This is a genomic window from Peribacillus sp. NPDC046944 (assembly GCF_050272735.1).
Classification (GTDB): domain Bacteria; phylum Bacillota; class Bacilli; order Bacillales; family DSM-1321; genus Peribacillus.
The window spans coordinates 334,374-356,889 of sequence record NZ_JBNNML010000002.1 but is presented as its reverse complement, the minus strand read 5'-3'; the positions used below and the strand labels follow the sequence as shown (position 1 = coordinate 356,889).

Genomic DNA, 22,516 nt, shown 5'->3' with positions numbered 1-22,516 from the left:
CCTCTTTTCCATATGCATTCTTACTTCCTTACTGTCCCTTGAAACACTTCTTCACTCCGTTTTATTGTCCCTATTGACTGAACCCACCATCATTTCTTAAAACTTATCAATCATATTCATTTAAGATTTCCCGAAAAGTGTTTATACTTTTATATAGCAGATGATATTAGCTTATAGACATTCACTCTAAATAAAGAACAAAATGATACAAAACGGGAGGTTTTATCATGAAAGATTACGGATTATACATTAATGGGGAATGGTCCGATCACGGACTTGAAAAAATCGAAGTGAAAAACCCGGCAACCGATGAAATTGTCGCCACTGTCCCAAAAGGAGGAGCCACGGAAGCAGCCAAAGCTGCCGATGCAGCTTATGCGGCCTTTACTGATTGGGCTGCCCTCTCGGTTTATGAACGTGCGGATTTGATCTGGAAATGGCATAAATTGATCGACGACAATAAAGAAGAACTGGCTAGAATCATGACAGAGGAACAAGGTAAACCATTGAAAGAAGCCCTTGGGGAAATGAACTATGCGAATGGATTTTTATCCTGGTTTGCCGAAGAAGGAAAACGGGTGTATGGGGAAACGATACCTGCTTCCACTACGAATAAGCGACTTTTTGTAACCAAACAACCAGTCGGGGTCGTAGCCGTCATTACCCCATGGAATTTCCCGGCGGCGATGATTACGCGAAAAGTGGCACCCGCACTTGCCGTCGGCTGTACCGTTGTCATTAAACCGGCGAATCTGACGCCGATTACAGCTTTGAAAATGGCCGAATTGGCTGAAGAAGCAGGCATTCCAAAAGGTGTCATCAATGTAGTGACAGGTAAATCATCGGAAATCGGCGAATCTTGGCTTCAAGATACCCGGATTCGCAAATTGACCTTCACTGGTTCAACGGAAGTCGGGAAAACTTTAATGAAGGGCTCTGCCGAAACCGTGAAGAAGATATCGCTTGAGCTGGGTGGCCACGCTCCCGCCATCGTTCTGGAAGATGCCGACCTCGATAAAGCCGTTGAGGGCATCATTAGTTCGAAATTCCGGAACGCCGGACAAACATGCGTGTGTTCAAACCGCATTTATGTTCATGAATCCATCCAGGACGTCTTCATCGAGAAGCTTGTTGCCAAAGTGAACGAACTGAAAGTGGGCAACGGTTTGGAAGAAGGCGTCGACATCGGACCTCTTATTGACCAAAGTGCAGTCGAAAAGGTACAAAAGCAAATTGACGAAGCCATCAATAGCGGAGCCAAACTCGAAGCTGGTGGGAAATCGATTGGCGGACTCTTCCTTGAACCGACCATCCTTTCCAACGTCAGCGATAGCATGCTTTGCATGAATGAAGAAACATTCGGACCACTAGCACCGATTGCTTCCTTCAAGACAGATGAAGAAGCGGTACAACGTGCAAACGACTCGATTTTCGGGCTGGCAGCATACGTCTTCACCGAGAACATCTCAAGGGGCATTAAAGTCACCGAAGCCCTGGAATTCGGGATCGTCGGCTTGAACGATGGCCTCCCTTCCGTTCCACAGGCACCATTCGGCGGATTCAAGCAAAGTGGGCTTGGCCGCGAAGGCGGACATCATGGGATTGAAGAGTTTTTAGAGGTCAAATATATTTCACTAGGCCTATAATCAAATATTGGTACAAAAAAAACGGGACCAACTCTCAAAGAGTCGATCCCGTTTTTTCATTCAATTAAATCTTCCCCGAGTTTTTCCTCTTTCCTGATCCTGATGAACTTAACGATATTCAATACAATCGTTTTAATGACGGAATAAGTCGGTACAGCCAGGATCATCCCAATGATGCCTGCGATGTTTCCCGCAACCAATAAAAGGATGATGATGGTTAACGGATGCGTATTTAGCTTTTTCCCGATGACCAGCGGTGAAATGACATTACCGTCCAACTGCTGAACAATCGTGATGACCACTATGACCAAAAGCGCCTGTGTCGGCGAATGAATCAAGGCCACGATCACTGCAGGAGCGGCTCCAATAAATGGGCCGACATAGGGAATGATATTGGTAACGGCACCTATCAATGCAAACAGGAAGGCATAAGGCAAATCAATGATTAAATACCCCACGAACGTCCCAATTCCAACAAACAAGCAGACTAGCATTTGCCCCTGTATGTATGTCGTAAGGGTCTCTCCCGTTTCCTTAAGAACGGATAATGCCGGTTTGTGATAACGGACCGGTACAAATTTCATGATGGAGCTTGGTAGCTTATCGCCATCCTTCAACATATAAAACAGGATGAATGGAACCGTTACGACTACCAACGTTATATTCGTGACAACGCTGAATACAGAAGACAGACTTTTAGTAATATTGCCCGGTAGGTCCGTCAAGTATCTTTGAAGGGAATCTCCCACTTCTTTCAAAGACACATAATCCTGTTCCATCGTCCACATGAACCATCTTGATTTGGATAAATCTTCGATGAACGTTCTGGATTGATTAAAATAATCAGGAAGGTTATTGATCAAATCCGTGACCTGACGTGAAAGGGACGGGCCGACAAGACCGACCAATAAACTTACTAAACCAAGGAATATTACATACAGCAGTAAAATCGCCAATCCCCTCGGCACTCTCCTTTTCACGAGCAAATCGACCGTCGGATTGAACAAGAAATAAAGAAAACCGGAAATGAGTATCGGAAAGAACAAAGTTGAAGTGAAAATCACGATTGGTTCAAAAAGAAACGAAATCTTCGTCCCTACATAAAATAACACGGACAATAGCAATAGCTCTAATGTCCAAAAATGCAGTTTAGCCTTGAACAAGTTATCTCCTCCTATATAACTCTTCTTTTTCTAAAGTGATAATCCATTATGTATGTAAAATTTTATAATGCTACCTATCATTGATAGAAGTTTACCATACTTCCATTACCACAACGTAAAATTCTGTATAAAATTTATTTCAATGAATCCCAGGATTTACATTGGTAAAAAATCATCCTTCTCAAGGCAGTCTTTTAGAGCGGGAAACCCTTTTATCGGTCAAAACGATCAATATATCGGTCAAACATGGCTTTTATCGGTCTATTCAACCTATTTATCGGTCAAATCCAGCACTTTATTGGTCAAACCCCATCTCAGCAAACAAAAAAACCCCGCTGCAATGAGCGGGGTCCATCATCTTATTTTTGATCTTGAAGAGTAGCTTCAAGCATTGTACCGTTCTTGGCAAGGTTTGTATACCAAGAGAATGCTTTTTCAAGAACATGCGGTGTTTGGTGTCCACCAGTTAGAGCGACAGCTTCGTTGAAATAATCACGAAGTTGTTGACGGTAATCCGGATGTGCACAGTTTTCAATGATTGCATGTACACGTTCTTTTGGTGCTAGACCGCGTAAATCAGCGTAACCTTGTTCTGTAACGATAACATCCACATCATGCTCAGTGTGGTCAACGTGAGATACGAAAGGAACGATACTTGAGATTTTGCCGCCTTTTGCATAGGACTTCGTTACGAAGATACCCAAGCGTGCATTACGAGCATAGTCTCCAGAACCACCGATACCATTCATCATTCTTGTACCAGAAACATGTGTTGAATTTACGTTTCCGTAAATGTCACATTCTAACGCAGTGTTGATAGAAATCAATCCAAGACGACGGATGACTTCCGGATGGTTAGAAATTTCTTGTGGACGAAGAACGAGTTTATCACGATATTTATCAAGTTCGCCATATACTTGCTTACCTTTTTCTTCAGCCAAAGTAATGGAGCAACCTGAAGCGAATTTAACTTTTCCAGCATCGATAAGATCGAATACTGCATCTTGTAACACTTCAGAGTATACTTCTAAATCTTTGAATTCAGAATCAATTAAACCATTCAATACGGCGTTTGCAACGGAACCTACACCTGATTGAAGTGGTGCAAGCGATTCAGTTAAACGACCAGCCTTGATTTCTTCGCGAAGGAAGTTAGTAAGGTGATTGGCCATGACAGCAGTCTCTTCATCAGGAGGCACGATTGTAGAAGGTGCATCCGTAACTGTTGCCACAACAATCCCTTTCACTTTTTCAGGATCAACAGGAATACCGATCGAACCAATACGATCACTTGCACTCGTCAATGGAATCGGTTGGCGCTCACCTTGTTGAGCTGGTAAATATATATCATGCATGCCTTCTAATCCTTCTGGATGAGACACGTTTAATTCGATGATGACATTCTTCGCTTCTTGTACGAAGATAGCTGAGTTACCTACAGAAGTTGTCGGAATGATTAATCCGTCTTCTGTGATAGCCACTGCTTCGATGATAGCAAAGTCGATTGGTCCAACAATCCCTTGACGAACTAATTCAGCCGTATGAGATAGATGTTGGTCGACATAAGTGATTTCATCAGCATTGATTTTATTACGAATACCTTTATCCGCTTGGAATGGTAAACGTTTATTTATGAGTCCGGCTTCCGCCATATGTTGGTCGACTTCAGGTCCTAATGATGCACCTGTATATACGTCAACTTTGAATTTTTCAGTTTTCGCTCTTTCAACTAGAGCCATTGGAATAACTTTCGCATCACCAGCACGAGTAAATCCACTCATACCTAGTTTCATACCATCTTTAATCCATGAAGCAGCTTCTTCTGCAGTGACAACTTTCCCCTTAAGTTGCTCATTGCGGATTTTTTTGAAAACGCTTTCGTTCATACAAAAGACCCCCATTTTCGCTTTTCTTACACCTAATTTTATCAAGTACGTGTAATTGTCACATTCTTTTATGAATGAAAAGCCTTAAAAGGAGCATAAAACAGCATTTTTATTACACGAAACAGAAACTCTAAAAACCAAGTGCTCTTCGGAACTGGCTTGCGTACGTTTGGCTAACTTGAATTTTCGAATGATCCTTCATCACAAGCAAGAATGTAGAGTGAAAGTCAGGCAAGATTTCCTCAATGAAATGAATGTTGACAATATAGGAACGGTGCACCCGAATAAACATTTCACTTGGTAAAACGAACTCCAATTCACTTAAATTCAATTTATGGAAACCACTCACGCGTTCAGACTGGATCCTTGTCTTCCTATTTTGCGCTTCTAAAAACATGATTTCCTCATAAGGAAGCGGAATCCATCTGTCTTCCGTCTTGACGGTTAAAAAGGAAGTCGGCAACACGAACGGCTTGGAGGGAAGGATGGCTGTCACGGCGCCCATTGGATTTTCACCTTCCAGGATGGGAACGCTCAAACCATAATACGGGACGCCAAATACATCACTTTCAACTTGAACGGCAATTTTCTTCCGGCTCTGCAATGCCTTGAAAGCGGCCGTACCTTCACTTATTAAATCTCCAGGTTTAATCCCGACATCGATTTGCTTGCTTGGTTGATAATAGATAAACTGCTCAGAATCAGCCACTGCAATCGAAGCGTTTTTTGGAACAAACTCACTAATGATATTTAAAACGGATTTAACCGTAAATTGATCCATTTTTCCCCACCCCATAAAGAACATATTGATTGATTATTTTCACTCTAAAGAAAAGGACTTTCTTCTGATTTTTCCCATATTAATGAAAAATGGAAGTAAATAAGCGAAAATCGTCGAAAAAAGCCAGAAAACAGGATTTAAATTACCTGTCCCATTTCATTATAGTGGGTACTCCCACCAATTTCTATGGTGGAACCAATAAAAAATCCGTCCTTCTATTATAAAATTCACTTCCAGGATATAAACTATTCAAATACGTTGCCGAAAAGGTTTGCCACTATCTCTAAAACACAGGAAAACCGTTCCTCTTTTTATAGAAGAAACGGCTTCCTAACTTAGACATCTGCTTTTTTAGACGGGGAATTGGTTCGGAGAAGTAAGATTGATTCTAAATTCTTCAATGGTAATTCTAATAAATAAGACCTGTCGGTAGGTTGGTAAATGTTTTCGGATATCAGTTCAGTCACGATCTTTTGCTTTTTCCTGGAAACAATCTCAATCAACTTGCCCATCTGTCCCCTCCTTTAATGTTTTCCTCAGTCGTTCTTTAATGCATCGTGCCCTTCTTTTCCTGTCCGGATATTCACCACATTGGCTAATTCATAGATGAAGATCTTTCCGTCTCCAGGTTTTCCAGTGCTTAAGAATTTCCTGGCAACATCCACTACATCTTGTACGGGGACTTCACATACTACAATCTCTATTTTCATTCGGTCATGTAAGGATATTTCCCGATTTCGGCCTCGATATGTTTCGACATAACTCTTCTGTAGCCCAGTACCTTTCGCATCTGACACCGTGATACCACTGACACCAATCTTCGCCAACTCCTCTTTGAACTGTTCAAACTTGATTGGCCGCGTAATGATTTCGATTTTCGTCAATACCTGAGACATATGAATTCCCTCCTTTAAATTGATTCGTGATAGGCCTTTTCACCGTGGAGTGTAAGATCGAGCCCCGTTGTTTCATCTTCTTCGCTGACACGTAATGGAACGAACAAGCTAATGACTTTTGCGATGATATACGTGACTACAGCCACGAAGATATATGTGGCGATAATCGCTACAACTTGTTTCCAAAGTAGGTTGAAGTCTCCGTAGAACAAACCGTTGGCTCCCCCTTCATTCACCGAAGTAGTCGCGAATAATCCCGTCGCGATTCCACCCCAAGTGCCTCCAATGCCATGTAAGCCGAAAGCATCAAGTGCATCATCATAGCCCAATTTGTTTTTAAGGAAGAATACACCCCAGTAACAAACCGCTCCGCCAATGACCCCAATCAGGATGGAAGATGCTGTCGTCACGAACCCACAGGCTGGTGTAATGGCCACCAATCCAGAAATGGCACCCGATACTGCACCAAGCAAGGTTGCCTTCTTATTTGTCATGTACTCAACGATTAACCAGCCAATGATACCAGCCGCAGCTGCAACAGCCGTATTCACGAAAACATTCATCGCCACTGCATCGATCGTCAAGGCACTGCCGACATTAAAACCGTACCAGCCAAACCAGATCAACGATCCACCAAGGAATGTTAAAGGTAGATTATGCGGGGCACTGTTTCCTGATTCCTTCCTTTTCCCCAACATGATAGCCAACACTAAACCAGCAACACCTGAAGAGATATGAACGACGTTACCGCCGGCGAAATCAAGCGTACCAAGTTCAGCTAACCAGCCGCCTCCCCATACCCAGTGAGCAACGGGTGCGTATACGAATAAAGACCAAAGAATGGTGAAAATTAAGAAAGCGGAAAATTTCATTCGTTCAGCGATCCCGCCTGCGATAATGGAAACGGTCAATACTGCGAATGTCATTTGGAATAGCATGAATAAACTATGAGGAATTGTGTCGCTGTATGGGCCAGGAGCGAAGCCGACATCCTTTAAACCTACCCAATCCAGACCGCCTAGGAGAGTATTTCCTGGTGAGAAGGATAATGAATACCCAACCAGCACCCAAAGAATAGAAATGACAGCGAGTGGCATATAACTATGCATTGCCGTATTGAGGACATTCTTGCTTTTTACCATCCCTCCATAAAATAGGGCAATTCCTGGAGTCATAAGCCAAACCATCATTGTCGCTAAAAACATGAATACCGAATCTGCCATCTGCATTTGTTTTTCCCCCTTAAATTTTTAATATGTTATGTTATATAACATTGTTATGTGATGTAATTTATCATATACTTAATTTTCAAAAAATTCAACCATTTTATTTACTTTTTTTGAAAATTCTATGTAATAAGCACCGGAAAACGAACGGTACGAAATAGTTTTTTAGTCCTTTCCTCACATGGTTTCATACTCTTCTTATAAAAATCCGCGCAAAAAAGGGCCCTAATAATAAGGGCCCCTCCTAACTATATGACTAGCAACAGCGTGATACCTTCCCATCCTTAGCGTTATACCTTTCGTCCTGCGCTTCGCAGAAGAACTCTTTCCTTGTCTTAATCGTTTTATCAGGATGTTCCAGCTTCATATGGGCTACATACGTTTCATAACTAGGAACTCCGACAAGTAGACTAATGAATTGCTTTCGGTAGCTAAGAATCCGGGTAATTTTTTTTAACATGGTTTCCTTCCCTCCATTATCACCTTGATATATAAGGAGATTCATGCATGTCAATTTTTTCATTTTTGATGATCTTGATCCATAATCGTACCGCGGAAATCAAAACAGTGATGACCACGATCATAAAGAAGGCACAAAGGGCTGCATCTAAATAATCATTGAAGATGACTCGTTTCATTTCCGCTAAATTCGCCGCCGGAGCAAGGACCTCTCCTGCATCATAGGCAGCCTTGAATTTGTCCTTATGCGCCAAAAAGCCAATTGCAGGGTTTTCGTGGAATAGCTTTTGCCAACCCGCTGTCATCGTCGCAATTAATATAAAGGTCGTCGGTAAAAGTGTGACCCATGTGTACGCTTTCTTGCCCATCTTGAACAAGACGGTCGTACCAAGCAGTAACGCAATCGCGGATAGCATTTGATTCGCAATCCCGAACAATGGCCATAGTGTATTGATTCCTCCAAGCGGATCAATGACCCCCTGGTACAGGAAGTATCCCCACCCTAGAACACAAATGGCTGTCGCGATGATGTTCGGCACCCATTTATTCGTTTGCGCAAATGGTTTATAAAAAGTACCGATAATATCTTGAATCATGAAACGGCCCACCCGGGTACCGGCATCAATCGTCGTCAAGATGAACAATGCCTCGAATAGTATCGCGAAATGATACCAAAACGCCATCAAGGAAGCACCCCCGACTACTTGTGAGAAAATATGCGCCATCCCAATCGCAAACGTGGGAGCTCCTCCAGTACGGGATAATATCGTTTCCTCCCCGACATCATCGGCAAGGTCCGTAATCATATCAGGCGTCAAGACAAATCCCCAATCAGATATCGTCGTCGCAACCTGAGCCGGCTCCGTCCCAATGACAGCACCCGGACTATTAATGGCAAAGTAAATACCCGGTGTTAATACGCAGGCCGCTACCATCGCCATGATGGCCACGAATGACTCAGTCAGCATGGCTCCATATCCGATCGGACGCGCATGGGATTCACGTTCGATCATCTTAGGCGTCGTACCCGATGAAACGAGCGCATGGAATCCAGACACCGCCCCACATGCAATCGTGATGAATAAGAATGGGAATAGGTTACCCGAGAAAACCGGCCCCGTTCCATCAATGAACTGCGTGACCGCAGGCATTTCAAGATTAGGCATGACGATGAAGATGCCTAGCGCAAGAGCGATGATCGTACCGATTTTCAAGAAGGTACTTAGATAATCCCGCGGAGCCAAAAGCATCCAAACCGGTAGCACAGAAGCAACAAAACCATACACAATCAAGAGGATGGCAATCGTTTCACCTGAGTATGTAAACATGGGAGCCAATGTTGCACTTTCCGCTACAAAACGTCCGAAGTACAAAGCAAGCATCAACAGGATAATCCCGATGATGGATCCTTCCCCGACTCGTCCAGGCCTGATATACCGCATGTAAACACCCATAAGGACGGCAATCGGTATGGTCGAAGCAATCGTGAACATCCCCCAAGGGCTTCCTACCAAGGCCTTCACGACTACTAGCGCAAGCACGGCCAATAAAATGACCATGATGCCAAAAATCCCTAGCATGGCAATGAAACCTGTGACGGGACCGATTTCTTCTTTTATCATTTCACCAAGCGATTTACCATTTCGGCGCATCGATCCGAAGAGAATGACGAAATCCTGTACGGCACCGGCCAAAACGACACCCACCACGAGCCATAGTGTACCCGGCAGATACCCCATCTGTGCCGCTAAGATAGGCCCTACAAGTGGCCCTGCCCCAGCAATCGCTGCAAAATGATGACCAAACAGTACCCATTTATTCGTCGGTACATAGTCCTTACCATCATTATTCAATTCAGCTGGAGTCTTACGTTTATCATCAAGCTCGAATACTTTCTGTGCGATAAATTTACTATAAAAGCGATAAGCAATCGAATAGACACAGAGAGCAGCCGTAACAATCCACATAGCATTAATGCTTTCCCCGCGATTTAAGGCGACAACACCGAAGCTCACAGCTCCCAACGCAGAGATGATTCCCCAAAGAACAACTGATTTAAGCGCTTTCATTTTTTTCATCTCCTACCCCATTATATTTACCAATTCATTGTGCCTGAACGTTTTCCACAGCCTCCTTAAAATGACTAAACAACGTTAATTTTGTATATATTCTGAATTATATGTCATTTAATGGTTAATAAGCAATAGGTTTTCTTCACTAGCCGAAATTATAGCACGGCATGTACCGTTACGATTTTTTCAGACTACCCAGACTTCCTCCCCAATACATCCAGACTACCTTTTCAACGTTAATTTCCATACTGCCTATTTAATTCCTATCGCCTATTCCGCTATAATAAAAAGGAAAGTTTAGCCATCACCTGAGCTGATGAACGAATGGGAGGTATGACAATGGAATTTTTGACCGTTGGACAATTGTCTAAGCGAGCGAATGTGACGATAAGAACCATCCGTTACTATGACCAGATTCAATTATTAACGCCTGAATACAGGCACGCCAATGGCCGCAGATATTACTCGGCCAATGACCTGAAGCGACTTGAGAAAATCTGCCTGCTTAAAGCCCTTTCTTTTTCATTGGACGATATCAAAACCGTATTGAATAAAGAATCCTTCAAAGAATTACTTCTCCAGCACCAACAACAAATACAATCCGATATAAAAGAAGAGGAAAATACATTAAAGAACATCCAGACTTTATTAAACAGTATCGAAATCGAAGGAGAATTCAATTGGGAGTTACTGCTTCCATTATTCAAAAGAAAAGAGCATAATCGAGGGTCACACTTCAACGAGGAAGAACAGAAAACCATCAATAAACTACCCAAAATGGAACAAAATGATATCAGCACGAGGCAATGGATCAATCTCATGAAGAGAATTGAATGGTCCATTGAAAAGGGCGTTTCCCCCTTATCGGAAGAAGGACGGCTCATTGCCGAAGATTCCCTCCTGCTGTCCGAGTTGGTATTTCAGGGAAACAAAGAGCTTGAGGAGAAATTCTGGGAAATTCGAAAGTCCAAGGAAGGATCCGCTTCCGCAGGTTTGTATCCGATAAACGAAGATGTGCTGACCTTCTTGGATGAGGCAATTGCCTCGGTAACGGAATGTACCCGATAAGTTCCAGTTTTTTGGACCAACTAAAAAAAATGTGCGCCAAGAGGCACACATTTTTTTCATCCCGTGTGATTTCCATTTAAGGAACCGCGATGAAGTTCAGCATAGAAACCTTTTTGCTTCAATAACTCCGAATGGGACCCTTTTTCGATGATTCTCCCCTCATCCAATACCAGGATTTGATCGCTTTGCTGAATCGTATTCAGTCGATGCGCAATGACGAAACTTGTTCGCCCCTTCATCAATCGATGTAACGCCTCCTGTATTTTGATTTCGGTGATCGTATCAATACTGCTTGTCGCCTCATCCAAAATCAAAAGAATCGGATCGGCTAAAATCGCCCTCGCAATTGAAAGGAGCTGTCGTTGCCCCTGGCTGACTCCACTGCCATCTTGGGTCAAAACCGTATCATATTGATTGGGCAGTTTCATGATAAAGGTATGTGCATTGGCAAGTTTGGCCGCTTCCACTACCTCCATATCCATGGCTTCCAAACGGCCATAACGGATATTTTCACGAATTGTTCCTTGAAATAGAAAGGAATCCTGTAAAACGAATCCCATATGTTTACGGAGGCTCGCCCTCGTTACCTGTTGGATATCTTGTCCATCGACCAGGATCCTGCCACTGTTCGGTTCATAAAACCGGGCGAGCAGATTAATAATCGTCGTTTTACCCGCACCGGTCGGACCGACTAATGCAATGGTCTCTCCTTTTTCAGCATGGAAACTAATATCGTTGATTGTTTGATCGTCATCATCATATGAAAAGGACACCCCTTCGAAATCAACCTCTCCACGGATGTCCCGTAGTTCACCCACTTCTTTCTCATCCACGCCCTCTTCCTCTTCATCCAGGATCGAGAATACCCGCTCAGCACCAGCGACAGCCGAAAGCAGGGTATTGAACTGGTTAGCCAAGTCATTGAGCGGACGCGTGAATTGCCTGGAATACTCGGTGAAGATGACAATCACGCCAATGGTGACCCCACCCATTCCTTCCAAGGCCAAATAGCCACCGACAGCAGCAATCACGATGAAGCTTAAGTTATTCAATAAATTCATCAGCTTCGGTATCAATCCCGAATAGGATTGAGACCAATAACCGGCTTTTTTCAAGTTCTCACTGCGAGTGATAAAATCACGAATCACTTTTTCTTCCTGTGAAAAGGCCTTCACGATGCGCTGTCCGGAAATTGTTTCTTCAATGAATCCATTCAATTCACCCAGGTTTTTCTGCTGTTCCTTGAAAAGCCTGCCTGTCCGGTTCGTAATCCATTTCAACCCAAAGAACATAAGCGGGACAATGAAAAGGGTTAGAATCGTCAGTAATGGACTCAAATACAGCATGACAGCCAGTGTCCCGACAAGAGTCAGGACGCTTGAAAAGATTTGAATGACCGAACTGTTCAATGTAGAGCTGACATTTTCAATATCATTCGTGACCCGGCTCATCAGTTCCCCATGCTGGCGACGGTCAAAAAAGGGAATCGGCAGCTGCTGGAGCTTCTTGAACAGCTGGTTGCGCATCAGATAAACCGTATCCTGGGCAATCCCGATCATCCAATAGTTTTGTAGCCACATGGACAGTGAATAGAACACATAAACCGCAAGGAGCCCAAACAGCAGATTGATCAAACCATCGCTGTCCTTCGTGACGATATAATCGTCGATGGCCATTCCGACAAGAAATGGACCAAGCAGTCCTAACACTGAACTGACCAGGACCATGAACAGGACCATGACGAGCATACTTCTATTCGTCGTTAAATAAGGGAGGATCCGTTTGACCGTGCCTGCAGAATTGGACGGCTTTTTAGCGGGAGACGTTTTTCGTTTCATAGGAAATCTCCTCCTCCCCATATTGTGATGCAACGATTTTCCGATAAAGGGCATTCGTTTTACTCAACTCATCATGCTTGCCTTCCGCGAGTACCTCGCCATCTTCAAGCAATAAGATTTTATCGGCTTTCATCGCTGTACTTATTTTTTGCGTAATGATGAGCGTCGTGCACGTATAGGATTCCAATGCCGTAAGCAGCCTACTTTCCGTATTTAGATCCAAGGCGCTTGTGCTGTCATCCAAAAGGAGGATCTTCGGCCTGCGGACCAATGCCCTCGCAACCGATAGCCGTTGCTTTTGCCCGCCTGAGAGATTCACTCCTTTTTGTCCTAACCGCGTTTCATATTGCTTTGGCAGTCTCATTACCGTTTCATGGATTTGGGCATGTTGGGCAGCTATCATGATTTCCTCCAGTGACGCGTCTTCTTTCCCCCAGGCGATATTGGTCTGGATGGACCCGGAAAATAGCATCGCTTCCTGCGGCACGTAGCCAATCCTTTTTCGGAGTGAGTCCAGAGGAATGTCCCTCACATCCTGCCCATCTATCGTGATCGTTCCACTCTCCACTTCGAATAAACGTGGAATGAGCTGAAATAGGGAGGTTTTCCCCGACCCAGTCGCACCGATAATCGCGAGAGTTTGTCCCGCTTCGACGGTGAAATCCAAGTGTTTCAATACCTGTTCATCTCCGCCAGGATAGCGGAATGACACATCCTGGAACTCGATATGCCCCTCTTTGATAAGGTCCCCCCTGCTTTCCACCCTACCATCATCGAGATCAATGGGCGTCTCGAAAATTTCGGTCACGCGGTCCGCTGACGCTTTTGCCCGGGACAAGACCATGATCAACCAAGAAAAGACCGATAAGGAGCCTGCGATTCTTGTGGCATAATTGACGATCGCCACGACTTCCCCGACCTGGATATCTCCCGTCGAGATAAAGCCGCTCCCAAACCATAGGACTACAAGGATCGCCACGTTCATGACCAGCATCAGCACGGGCATCGTCGTTTCAATCAAGCGAAGCGATTGGACGGTCTTCATTTTCAATTCATCGTTTGCCCCGTCAAAACGGCCGATTTCATGATCCTTACGAAGAAATGCTTTGATCAACCTCATCCCGATCAAATTCTCCCGCATGACACTATTGACGTTATCCAGCCTTTTTTGGACTAGTCGAAACAGCTTTGCCGCACGTTTCATGACCCATCCCAGGAACAGCACGAGGACGGGAATCGAAATGACTAGTACAAGGGATAACTTCAGATTGACCGTTATCGCCATGATTGTGCCCCCAAGGACAATCAGCGGCGCCCTTGCCATGATACGCAATCCCATAAACACCGTATTCTGAAGCTGCGTCACATCATTCGTCATCCGGGTGATCAAGGAAGAGGTCGGGATGTTGTTTAAATTGGCAAAAGAAAAGGCCTGGATTTTGCCGAAGAGATTTTTCCTTACTTCATGTCCAAAACTTTGGCTCACATGAGAAGCTGTAAAGGAATTCACGATTCCGCCAAGGAACGAAAATATCGACAGGCCGACCATGATCGCTCCCCACTTTATCACGACGGAGAGGTCTTTTTGCAAAATGCCATCATCAATGATCTTTGCAATGAAGAGTGGCTGTAATAGCTCAACACCGAGCTCGACTAACATTAAAAATAAAGCAAGAGCGATGAAGAGACGATATGGTTTAAGGAACGAAAACAGTTTTTTCATCTACGACACCCTTCAATCTTCATATGTAGGTAACATTTTTATCTTTTCATTATACATTTTTATACAGATTTAATAAAAGAATTAGCAAGCTTGGTTAGCATTGGAAAAAGTTTTTTAATTTTTTTCGAGATCCTCTTGACAAAAAACAGGAAATAAGAGAAAATTCTAATTGATAATGATTTTCAATTTCATTATCGATCTCTGAATTTTGTTAAGTACTACGATAATTTCTTATCGTACCCATTTGATATTGTACATAGATACAATGTCGCCCCGGTCTCTCTGTGCCTAGTAAAAATTATATGCTTAGTTGCGAATGCAAGTCACTAGAATATTGCCCCCTCTTTATTCAAGTCAGTTTATTCAATTTAAAGCATATTAGGCATCCGGGGTCCTTTTTTTTCAAAAAAACAATTCCTATACATAGATCATTAAGAATAAGGAGAAATACAAATATGAAACTAGAACAAATCATAAAAGAACGACGGAGCATCAAACGATTCAAGGACCAACCCGTTCCCCTCGAAACCATTCAATCACTTTTGGAAACTTCCACGTGGGCACCCAATCATAAAATGACCCAACCGTGGCGATTCGTCGTTGTTCACGGTGACAGCCGCGTGAAGCTAGCAGAAGCGACACGGGCCTTTATGGCAGGTAAAGAAAAGGATCCGTCAAAGAAGAAAGAAGCCGGTCAGCGTGGGTACAATAAACTGAACGGCGTTCCGATGTTCGTTGCGGTTATCATGGAGGAAAATCCGAATCTCATGACCCGCGAAGAGGATTATGCAGCCACGAGCGCCTTGATCCAGAATTTCAGTTTACTTGCCTGGGAACAAGGAATCGGCATGATTTGGGAAACGTACGGCATGATTCACAGCCAAGAATTCCGCGAAGCTTTAGGCGTAAAACCCGGGGAGAAGATCGTCGGAAGCCTGCACGTCGGATACCCGGACATGATTCCTACGCCCCGTCCGCGTACACCAATAGATGAACTGCTCACCATAATGGATTGAATCGGGAGGAGCCTCCAAGCTTATTGGAGGCTCCTTTTTCAACCCGTTTTTGTCTTTTATCGGTCAAATTAAGTCCTTTATCGGTCAAACTGGACTTTTTATCAGTCAAGTCGCCCCATTTATCGGTCAATCCCTGCATTATATCAATCTATTGGAAAAACCTCATATGCGGCTTTTCCTGTTTATAATAATCTAGTCTTTCCTCTAGCGTTCCCGTATGGAATTCGAACTTATGGCCATCCAAGTCAGTAAAATAGATGGATTTATTATCACGCTTATTTCTCTTTCTGCCGTTAAGAATATTCACCTGTAAACGCTCAAGCCGGTCCTGGATGCCATCAAAATCCTTTTCGGTAATGGAAAATGCGACATGCGTATACGATTCTTTTATTTCATTTCTCGGAATATCCTTTTCCAGATTGAGAGCCAGCCATATCCCATTCAGGTCGAAGTATGCCGTTTGGTTCCCTCTCACTAACAATTTCGCCCCAAAAACGGCCTGATAGAATTCAATGGACTTCTCTAAATCCGAAACGGAAAATAATAAGTGATTCAATCCTTGAATATGGATGACCATCCTCCTCCCTTTTCGCACAAATAACCTCTTACACGATGGCCGGGACCTTGATTTTCAATATGAATTCCTCGTTCTTATACGTAAAGTCCAAATGGCCTTGATGTTTCCTTACGATATCGGAGATGATTTTCGTTCCCATTCCTTCGTGTTCACCATCCTTCGTCGTTTGTCCGTATTTCTCAAACATCGTATCCAAGATGGAGGGAGGAATCGCCAGGCAATGATTGGTGCAAGTCAGAATATAGACCCCACTCCGTTTGTAAAACTGAAGCGTGACTTGAGCACTGCCCCCTTTTTCTTCCTGCCATCCTTTTGCCGCTTCCACCGCATTGGCAAGCACGTTCCCAATCAGGGCGACAAGGTCCTGATCATAAAAAGGGAGGGACGAGAGCGGCACATCGAAGTGATAGGTCATCTGGATCCGTTCTTCCTTGGCCTTGCGGAACATTTGATGCAGGATCCCGGCGACGACCCCCTTTTCTCCTTTAATGGAAAGATTCGTTTCTTCAAAGCCATCCACCAACTCATTCATATATTCTTTCGCGGCAGCCATCTCGTCCTGCTCCATCATAAACTGCAACGCTGATACATGTTTCAGGAAATCATGGCGCTGACTGCGGACCACCCGGAACGTTTCATTGACCTGCAGTCGCTCCTTTTCCATTCCTTTTTGCTCTCTTTCTAGACGATCCCCCATTCCAGACATATGGAGGCGGACCGTTTCGATTCCTATAAAAGTCGCAGCTAATCCTAAGTACGAAAGGGAGGGTGGCATGGAAAAATAGAGAAGAATGACGATAAGCTGCATGCCCCATAGAGTTCCTTCCATATAGATTCCTAGGGAAGCTTTTTTATATAAGGGGCGGAACTTGAGGTAAAGTCCCATGCCAATCAGACAAATCAGAAGGATGACTAGCGAAGGAGAGATCTGCCAAGGTGATAGTCTAATTATTTCGTAGAGATGCCATACCCCCAATATGGCTATAATGAATGCATACATAGTTTTCACACCTTAAAAGTATTGGACTTGCAGGAAGTCCACCCTTTCCTTCGTGATCATCGCCTGTTCCTGGATCCCGTCAAAGCTGACGACATACGAGTTTTTGGCGTACAGTGAAAAGTTCTTCACAAAATGAATATTAATGATGAAAGAACGGTGTGAACGGATAAAGTCCCTTTCCCGCAGTTCTCCCTCCAATTCATTCAATGTTTGATAGGTTTTGATAGGACCGTTTTTAGTATGTATGGTCGTTGAACGCCCTGAACGTTCAATGAAAATAATGTCCTTCTTCTGCAAAATATGAATATCATTTTTCTGTTTTATAAACAGCCTTCCCGCCACTTCAGCGGTTCTTGACTTTTCCCGGAACCGTTCGATTGATTTGATGAGCCTGTCTCTCGAATAGGGCTTCATAATATAGTCATGCACATTGAGCTCAAAGGCATGGACGGCGTACCCGCTCGTACCTGTCACGAAAATGACCGCTATGTTCAATGCATGGGAATGGATGATGTCGGCCATTTCATATCCGGACAAGTTAGGCATTTCGATATCCGCAATCAGCAAATCTATCGTTTCCTGTTTGATCTGCTCATACGCATATTCAGCGGAATCCGTAGAAAAAACCAATTCGATGCCAGGCATTTGGGCCACGATCCCATTCAACTTATCCAAATCAATCTTCCGGTCATCCACAAGGCCTACCTTCATCTACAACTCTCCTTCTCTGAAATTACCTTTATTTTACCATCAAAATATGGAAAATCGATACTTTCGCGACATAAAACGGCACTTTCGCGACATAACTACAGATTCCCCTCTCCTTTATTTGTATGATTGAGTTAACCAAAAGAGATGTAGGAGGTTAGAAAAATGATTGAAATACATGAAGTCACAAAAACATTCCAAGATAAAAAAACATTCATCACCGCCCTTAAACACGTTTCCCTTACCATCGGAAAAGGCCAGATTGTCGGATTACTAGGGGAAAATGGTGCCGGAAAGACCACGCTGTTACGTTCGATTGCCACACTCCTGACACCGACAGAAGGGTCTATCAAAGTGGCCGGATTCGATACATTGGATCATCCCAACGAGATCAAGAAAAAGATTGGTGTCCTGTTCGGAGGGGAAACCGGCCTGTACGACCGCTTAACCACGCGTGAAAATCTCGCCTATTTCGCCACTCTGTACGGTTTGAGCAAGCACGAAACTAAGGTGAGGATAGAAGAACTGGCCGTCATGTTCGGGATGAAGGATTATCTCGATCGTAAAGTCGGCGGATTCTCGAAAGGCATGCGCCAAAAAGTGGCCATATCGCGGACGCTCATCCATGACCCAGAAATCATCCTGTTTGACGAGCCGACGACAGGACTCGATATCACTTCATCGAATGTATTCCGCCAGCTTGTTCTTCAGCTAAAGAATCAAGGCAAAACCATCATATTCTCAAGCCACATCATGGAGGAAGTCACCCTGCTATGCGACTCTGTGGCCATGATGCACAAAGGGGAAATGGTGTATAAAGGCCAGTTGGAATCTCTATATAAAGAAGAGAACAGTCGTGATCTGAATTATATATTCATGTCCAAACTTGTAAGGGGGAATCAGTCTCATGTTTCTTAATATGTATATAAAAGAATTGAAGGAAGCTTTACGGGATCGCCGGACGCTATTATTAAGTGTATTTCTTCCCATCCTTTTATTGACGGGACTGACGTTATTTTATGAGAGCATGATGTCCACGGATGAGGAGGAGACCCATACCCTTGCTGTAGATCCATCATTCACGACGGACGCCAAATCACTTCTGAAGGACTTCCCCCAAATTGATGTCCAATCGTTTCAGAACCCGACAGATGCTGTCCAAGACGGAAAAGCCGCTGCCGCCCTACAAGTTAGTGACAAGTTCATGGAGCAAATCAAACAGGGGGAACAAGTCACATTCAGCCTTTCAGGTGACTCCTATAGCCAAGATAGCTCCTTCGTCCTTTCCCAGGTCGAGTCAGCTTTAACTCTCTTTGAAAAACAAATCATCCAGGAGCGCCTACAATCGATCAATGTGGATACTAACATGATCAGCCCGCTAAAGGTCGACTTCAAAGAGGCCGGGCTAGATAGCGATAATGGTGCCTCCTTGAGCATACTTTCACTCTTTCTGCCCATGATCATCACGATGGCGATCAGTACAGGCGCTTATCCGCTTGCCTCTGACTTATTTGCCGGGGAAAAAGACCGGAAAACGATGGAAGCTTTACTTATGACACCCGTTAGCCGTGGAAAGATTCTGCTAGCCAAATGGCTGACGATTTCCTCCATCGGGGCCCTGGCGGGAATCGTCTCGATCCTTGTCGTCACCTTGGAACTCATGTTTTTAACGGAAGAATTGAAAAAGGGCTTTCATTTCGGTAGTGACCTATGGTTGATTCTTCCGACCGCCCTATTGATCACCATTTTATTTTCTCTATTCATTGGCGCCCTGCAAATGTCAGCTAGCATCATATCCAAAACCGTGAAAGAGTCGCAGAACTACCTATCGCCGATTACGATGCTCGGTGTCCTGCCTGTCCTATTCCTAGGAGGCACTGGCCTGCACGAATTGACGACCAAGCATTTCTTGATTCCATTCTTCAATATATTCGCCCTTTTTAAGGAACTGCTTTACGGCGTTATCGACTACCAGAATATCGTACTGACAGCAGGTAGCCTTATCGTCTCCATTGCCATCTTTTTCACTGTATCAAGACTATTATTCTTGAAAGACAAATGGGTATTGAATTAAGTAAAAGACGCGCTGAGCTGCCAGCGCGTCTTTCTTATTCAAATCGGATCCTCCATATGCCCAGTAATAAAAACACGAGACCAAATAAAAGTAAGATAGCGATTGATTCAATAGGGAGGGGCCCATTGCCCGCAATATCCGTCAACCCCTTCATGGCCCACCTCTGAGGCAGGAACTCCGCCATCTTCTGCATAAAGGCGGGCTCGATTTCCAGTGGCCAATACACACCGGCAATCATGCAGGTGGAAATGACGACGAGGTTTCCGATTGCAGACTGTTGCTCGACCGTTTTTACAAAGCCCGAAATCATCAGGCCCAGGCCTACAATCGCGAACAACATGGCAGAAACGAGAAGCACCAAATAGATGGGATTTCCCCAGCTAACATCAAAAAAGATAGAAGTCGCCAGCATCAAGATTCCAAATTGAATCCAGCCAATCATGAAGAAGGAAAGTAGGTAACCGAAAGCTATTTCAAAACGTGATGCCGGAGTGGACAGTAAACGGTACCATACGCCGTTACTTCTCGCCTCTAAAATCGTACCCGTGACACTCATCATCGTAATCATCAAAAACATGATGGAAAACCCGGAAGCGCTGCTCGAAAAACCTCCCTGCTCATTAACCTGGCCTCCACCGAGGGTAACCTGTTTCAGACCTGATTCTTCCGTAGCCGATTCCTTTCTCAGCTTTCCATATAGCTTTTTCCAGTCTTCGCCGCTCTGTTCACTCCAAACGAGGGAACCGGCCATTTCGATATTCAGTTTCGAAAGCTTATTTGAAAGATACCCGGTGATCGTTTGGGGCGTGGTGAACTCGGGAATATGTTCAAACCGGACATTGGGAAGGTCCTCCTCCAACATTTTGGCTTCGAATCCCTTACCGACATGAATGACTCCGACAATCTTTTTATTATCAAGATCCGTGAGCGCATCCTGGTTAGAACCCTTTTCCAAGGTGAACAGGACATTCTTCTCATGCAATTCTTCAAATAGCGATTTCGATAACAAGGACTTATCTTCATCCACGAATGTAACCGCTAGCGGATCTCGATCATCCGCTCCCATTAAGGTACCGAATAAAAGTGTAAAAATAAGAGGCATGGCAAACATGATAAGATAGCTCTGCCGTTCCTTAAAGACCCGCTGTATTTCAAAGCGGCAGATGTTCCAGATTTTTCTCAAGCATATCTCCCCCTTAAGCGCCAAGCACCAATCAGCATGGATACAAGCCCTATTAGCCCCAAAACCAAAAACGGCAACAACAGTCCACTCCAGCCCACGCCGGACATGATGTCCAAGAAACCGGTCAGTGCCCAATTATTCGGCGTTAGTGCTGCAATTGTTTTAAGCCGCTCAGGAAACGCATAGATTGGCAGCATCGAACCCCCGACGATTGCAAACAGTTGGATGCCGATCCCGCTGATCAAGTCGGCTGTCTTCTCTTTCCTGATGAAGGCGGCCAACAACATGGACAGACCCGCGACGGCGACGGAATACATGAAACCGAACGCCACCACCTGCCCTCGACTTTCTCCCCAATTGACGTTGAAGAAGAGAGAAGTGGCTACGTAAAAGAGCAATAATTGAATGAATGCGAAATAGAGGGTGCCCAAGAACTTCCCGATAAGGATTGAATATTGATTCATCGGGGCACTGTTCAATCTTGCCAGCGTGTCTGTATGACGTTCCTGGATCATGGATTTGGCTCCCAGAGTCACATTAAAAAGCAAAAACATGACCAGCATCGCGGCCGCATAATACTGCATCGACGAAATGGATGTTTCGCCGACCGATTGATTCCCGACTTCCATGTCCACCTTTCCACTTTCCGTCAACTCCATGGATACTTGCTCTGCAGTTTCCTTGCCAGCGCCTTCGCCCGTAGCGACTGCTTGTGTCTGCGTCGCATTTTTCATGACAGCCTCAGATGTCTTTGAAATCGTCTGTACCCGCTCGGTAAAAGAAGAGACGATCGACTCGACGACCGCCGCTTTTAGTTGAGTATCTTGATTCGAGTAAAGAACGGCCTCATCAAGGTTTGCACCCCATTCAGCCGGGATAAGGATTCCAACTTCAACTTCATCCTTTTTCACCATTTCTTTAAGCTTCTCTTCACTGTCTACCGTTTTAAGTGTAAGGAACTCCGTCTTTTCTAAGACATCTTGCTTCAATGCATCGGCCATCGGATCTTTTTTATCCACGTACAGCCCGACCGATGTTTCCTGAAACCCTTCATCTCCACCAAAGATATCCTTCAAAGCCATTCCTAAAATCAACGTCAAGATTAAGGGCATAATCAGCATGGTCATGAAACCTCGCCTGTCCATGGCCCGTATCTTAAAATCCTTCCATGCAATCAGAAAGCTCTTCATTCTCCACCCC

General features: G+C 44.3%; 21 protein-coding genes. 5 read left to right on the top strand and 16 right to left on the bottom strand.

Annotation, left to right across the window (positions count from 1 at the left end; translation table 11 throughout):
* Positions 1-227: 227 nt before the first annotated feature.
* Entirely contained in the window at positions 228-1,646 is a 1,419-nt protein-coding gene (locus ACQKIC_RS04700) for an NAD-dependent succinate-semialdehyde dehydrogenase (protein WP_427591621.1), read from the top strand.
* Positions 1,647-1,702: 56 nt separating this feature from the next.
* On the opposite strand, the gene ACQKIC_RS04695 is transcribed toward ACQKIC_RS04700, so the two are convergent.
* From ACQKIC_RS04695 to ACQKIC_RS04660, 8 genes are all read right to left on the bottom strand, one after another.
* Complete coding sequence (locus tag ACQKIC_RS04695; protein WP_402871952.1) at positions 1,703-2,809, bottom strand: AI-2E family transporter; 1,107 nt, start codon at positions 2,807-2,809, stop codon at positions 1,703-1,705.
* Between the two features lie 359 nt (positions 2,810-3,168).
* Positions 3,169-4,695 carry an acetyl-CoA hydrolase/transferase family protein gene (locus tag ACQKIC_RS04690; protein ID WP_402871954.1) on the bottom strand — a complete coding sequence of 509 codons (1,527 nt, stop codon included), beginning with the start codon at positions 4,693-4,695 and terminating at the stop codon, positions 3,169-3,171.
* Between the two features lie 130 nt (positions 4,696-4,825).
* Complete coding sequence (locus tag ACQKIC_RS04685) at positions 4,826-5,476, bottom strand: LytTR family DNA-binding domain-containing protein (protein WP_402871957.1); 651 nt, start codon at positions 5,474-5,476, stop codon at positions 4,826-4,828.
* 335 nt (positions 5,477-5,811) lie between these two features.
* Positions 5,812-5,988: a hypothetical protein gene (locus ACQKIC_RS04680; protein ID WP_402871960.1), complete on the bottom strand. Its 177-nt coding sequence runs from the start codon at positions 5,986-5,988 to the stop codon at positions 5,812-5,814.
* A 24-nt stretch (positions 5,989-6,012) separates the two neighbouring features.
* Positions 6,013-6,372 (bottom strand): P-II family nitrogen regulator, encoded by a 360-nt coding sequence (locus tag ACQKIC_RS04675; protein WP_402871963.1) that lies wholly within the window; start codon positions 6,370-6,372, stop codon positions 6,013-6,015.
* Positions 6,373-6,386: 14 nt separating this feature from the next.
* Positions 6,387-7,601: an ammonium transporter gene (locus ACQKIC_RS04670; RefSeq protein ID WP_402871966.1), complete on the bottom strand. Its 1,215-nt coding sequence runs from the start codon at positions 7,599-7,601 to the stop codon at positions 6,387-6,389.
* Between the two features lie 253 nt (positions 7,602-7,854).
* Positions 7,855-8,058 (bottom strand): YbdD/YjiX family protein, encoded by a 204-nt coding sequence (locus ACQKIC_RS04665; RefSeq protein WP_402871969.1) that lies wholly within the window; start codon positions 8,056-8,058, stop codon positions 7,855-7,857.
* A gap of 19 nt (positions 8,059-8,077) precedes the next feature.
* A complete protein-coding gene (locus ACQKIC_RS04660) occupies positions 8,078-10,126 on the bottom strand; it encodes a carbon starvation CstA family protein (RefSeq protein ID WP_402871971.1) in 2,049 nt (682 codons plus the stop codon).
* 342 nt (positions 10,127-10,468) lie between these two features.
* Here ACQKIC_RS04660 and ACQKIC_RS04655 point away from each other — a divergent pair, with 342 nt between their 5' ends.
* A complete protein-coding gene (locus ACQKIC_RS04655) occupies positions 10,469-11,197 on the top strand; it encodes a MerR family transcriptional regulator (protein ID WP_427591622.1) in 729 nt (242 codons plus the stop codon).
* A gap of 56 nt (positions 11,198-11,253) precedes the next feature.
* Here the strand turns inward: ACQKIC_RS04655 and ACQKIC_RS04650 are convergent, their stop codons facing one another.
* A complete protein-coding gene (locus ACQKIC_RS04650) occupies positions 11,254-13,035 on the bottom strand; it encodes an ABC transporter ATP-binding protein (RefSeq protein ID WP_427591623.1) in 1,782 nt (593 codons plus the stop codon).
* A complete protein-coding gene (locus ACQKIC_RS04645; protein WP_427591624.1) occupies positions 13,010-14,758 on the bottom strand; it encodes an ABC transporter ATP-binding protein in 1,749 nt (582 codons plus the stop codon). The genes ACQKIC_RS04650 and ACQKIC_RS04645 overlap by 26 nt, the downstream gene beginning before the upstream one ends.
* 302 nt (positions 14,759-15,060) lie before the next feature.
* Here ACQKIC_RS04645 and ACQKIC_RS04640 point away from each other — a divergent pair, with 302 nt between their 5' ends.
* The gene (locus tag ACQKIC_RS04640) at positions 15,061-15,774 is read left to right on the top strand and encodes a nitroreductase family protein (protein WP_427668536.1); all 714 of its coding nucleotides are present in this window, start codon (positions 15,061-15,063) and stop codon (positions 15,772-15,774) included.
* Here the strand turns inward: ACQKIC_RS04640 and ACQKIC_RS04635 are convergent.
* Genes ACQKIC_RS04635 through ACQKIC_RS04620 form a run of 4 tightly spaced genes read right to left on the bottom strand, consistent with a single transcriptional unit; the run spans position 15,758 to position 18,062 of the window.
* Positions 15,758-15,913 (bottom strand): hypothetical protein, encoded by a 156-nt coding sequence (locus ACQKIC_RS04635; protein ID WP_427668534.1) that lies wholly within the window; start codon positions 15,911-15,913, stop codon positions 15,758-15,760. The genes ACQKIC_RS04640 and ACQKIC_RS04635 overlap by 17 nt on opposite strands.
* A 9-nt stretch (positions 15,914-15,922) precedes the next feature.
* Positions 15,923-16,351: a metallothiol transferase FosB gene (gene fosB, locus ACQKIC_RS04630; RefSeq protein WP_402958644.1), complete on the bottom strand. Its 429-nt coding sequence runs from the start codon at positions 16,349-16,351 to the stop codon at positions 15,923-15,925.
* A 28-nt stretch (positions 16,352-16,379) separates the two neighbouring features.
* Complete coding sequence (locus ACQKIC_RS04625) at positions 16,380-17,351, bottom strand: sensor histidine kinase (protein ID WP_402958496.1); 972 nt, start codon at positions 17,349-17,351, stop codon at positions 16,380-16,382.
* Positions 17,352-17,363: 12 nt separating this feature from the next.
* A complete protein-coding gene (locus ACQKIC_RS04620) occupies positions 17,364-18,062 on the bottom strand; it encodes a LytR/AlgR family response regulator transcription factor (protein WP_402871991.1) in 699 nt (232 codons plus the stop codon).
* A gap of 162 nt (positions 18,063-18,224) precedes the next feature.
* Here ACQKIC_RS04620 and ACQKIC_RS04615 point away from each other — a divergent pair, with 162 nt between their 5' ends.
* Both ACQKIC_RS04615 and ACQKIC_RS04610 read left to right on the top strand, forming a co-directional pair.
* Complete coding sequence (locus ACQKIC_RS04615) at positions 18,225-18,977, top strand: ATP-binding cassette domain-containing protein (protein ID WP_402958498.1); 753 nt, start codon at positions 18,225-18,227, stop codon at positions 18,975-18,977.
* Entirely contained in the window at positions 18,967-20,133 is a 1,167-nt protein-coding gene (locus tag ACQKIC_RS04610; protein ID WP_427591625.1) for an ABC transporter permease, read from the top strand. Before ACQKIC_RS04615 ends, ACQKIC_RS04610 begins: the two co-directional genes overlap by 11 nt.
* A gap of 34 nt (positions 20,134-20,167) precedes the next feature.
* Here the strand turns inward: ACQKIC_RS04610 and ACQKIC_RS04605 are convergent, their stop codons facing one another.
* Positions 20,168-21,316: an ABC transporter permease gene (locus tag ACQKIC_RS04605; RefSeq protein WP_427591626.1), complete on the bottom strand. Its 1,149-nt coding sequence runs from the start codon at positions 21,314-21,316 to the stop codon at positions 20,168-20,170.
* Positions 21,313-22,506, bottom strand: a complete 1,194-nt coding sequence (locus ACQKIC_RS04600) for an ABC transporter permease (protein ID WP_427591627.1) — start codon at positions 22,504-22,506, stop codon at positions 21,313-21,315. Before ACQKIC_RS04600 ends, ACQKIC_RS04605 begins: the two co-directional genes overlap by 4 nt.
* Positions 22,507-22,516: the final 10 nt, after the last annotated feature.

What these genes read in the sequence shown, in the direction of transcription:
- ACQKIC_RS04700 (WP_427591621.1), top strand. Translation starts at nt 228, where the DNA reads ATGAAAGATTACGGATTATACATTAATGGGGAATGGTCCGATCACGGA.
- ACQKIC_RS04690 (WP_402871954.1), bottom strand. Translation starts at nt 4,695, where the DNA reads ATGAACGAAAGCGTTTTCAAAAAAATCCGCAATGAGCAACTTAAGGGG.
- ACQKIC_RS04685 (WP_402871957.1), bottom strand. Translation starts at nt 5,476, where the DNA reads ATGGATCAATTTACGGTTAAATCCGTTTTAAATATCATTAGTGAGTTT.
- ACQKIC_RS04680 (WP_402871960.1), bottom strand. Translation starts at nt 5,988, where the DNA reads ATGGGCAAGTTGATTGAGATTGTTTCCAGGAAAAAGCAAAAGATCGTG.
- ACQKIC_RS04675 (WP_402871963.1), bottom strand. Translation starts at nt 6,372, where the DNA reads ATGTCTCAGGTATTGACGAAAATCGAAATCATTACGCGGCCAATCAAG.
- ACQKIC_RS04670 (WP_402871966.1), bottom strand. Translation starts at nt 7,601, where the DNA reads ATGCAGATGGCAGATTCGGTATTCATGTTTTTAGCGACAATGATGGTT.
- ACQKIC_RS04665 (WP_402871969.1), bottom strand. Translation starts at nt 8,058, where the DNA reads ATGTTAAAAAAAATTACCCGGATTCTTAGCTACCGAAAGCAATTCATT.
- ACQKIC_RS04660 (WP_402871971.1), bottom strand. Translation starts at nt 10,126, where the DNA reads ATGAAAGCGCTTAAATCAGTTGTTCTTTGGGGAATCATCTCTGCGTTG.
- ACQKIC_RS04655 (WP_427591622.1), top strand. Translation starts at nt 10,469, where the DNA reads ATGGAATTTTTGACCGTTGGACAATTGTCTAAGCGAGCGAATGTGACG.
- ACQKIC_RS04650 (WP_427591623.1), bottom strand. Translation starts at nt 13,035, where the DNA reads ATGAAACGAAAAACGTCTCCCGCTAAAAAGCCGTCCAATTCTGCAGGC.
- ACQKIC_RS04645 (WP_427591624.1), bottom strand. Translation starts at nt 14,758, where the DNA reads ATGAAAAAACTGTTTTCGTTCCTTAAACCATATCGTCTCTTCATCGCT.
- ACQKIC_RS04640 (WP_427668536.1), top strand. Translation starts at nt 15,061, where the DNA reads ATGCTTAGTTGCGAATGCAAGTCACTAGAATATTGCCCCCTCTTTATT.
- ACQKIC_RS04635 (WP_427668534.1), bottom strand. Translation starts at nt 15,913, where the DNA reads ATGCAGGGATTGACCGATAAATGGGGCGACTTGACTGATAAAAAGTCC.
- fosB (WP_402958644.1), bottom strand. Translation starts at nt 16,351, where the DNA reads ATGGTCATCCATATTCAAGGATTGAATCACTTATTATTTTCCGTTTCG.
- ACQKIC_RS04625 (WP_402958496.1), bottom strand. Translation starts at nt 17,351, where the DNA reads ATGTATGCATTCATTATAGCCATATTGGGGGTATGGCATCTCTACGAA.
- ACQKIC_RS04620 (WP_402871991.1), bottom strand. Translation starts at nt 18,062, where the DNA reads ATGAAGGTAGGCCTTGTGGATGACCGGAAGATTGATTTGGATAAGTTG.
- ACQKIC_RS04615 (WP_402958498.1), top strand. Translation starts at nt 18,225, where the DNA reads ATGATTGAAATACATGAAGTCACAAAAACATTCCAAGATAAAAAAACA.
- ACQKIC_RS04610 (WP_427591625.1), top strand. Translation starts at nt 18,967, where the DNA reads ATGTTTCTTAATATGTATATAAAAGAATTGAAGGAAGCTTTACGGGAT.
- ACQKIC_RS04600 (WP_427591627.1), bottom strand. Translation starts at nt 22,506, where the DNA reads ATGAAGAGCTTTCTGATTGCATGGAAGGATTTTAAGATACGGGCCATG.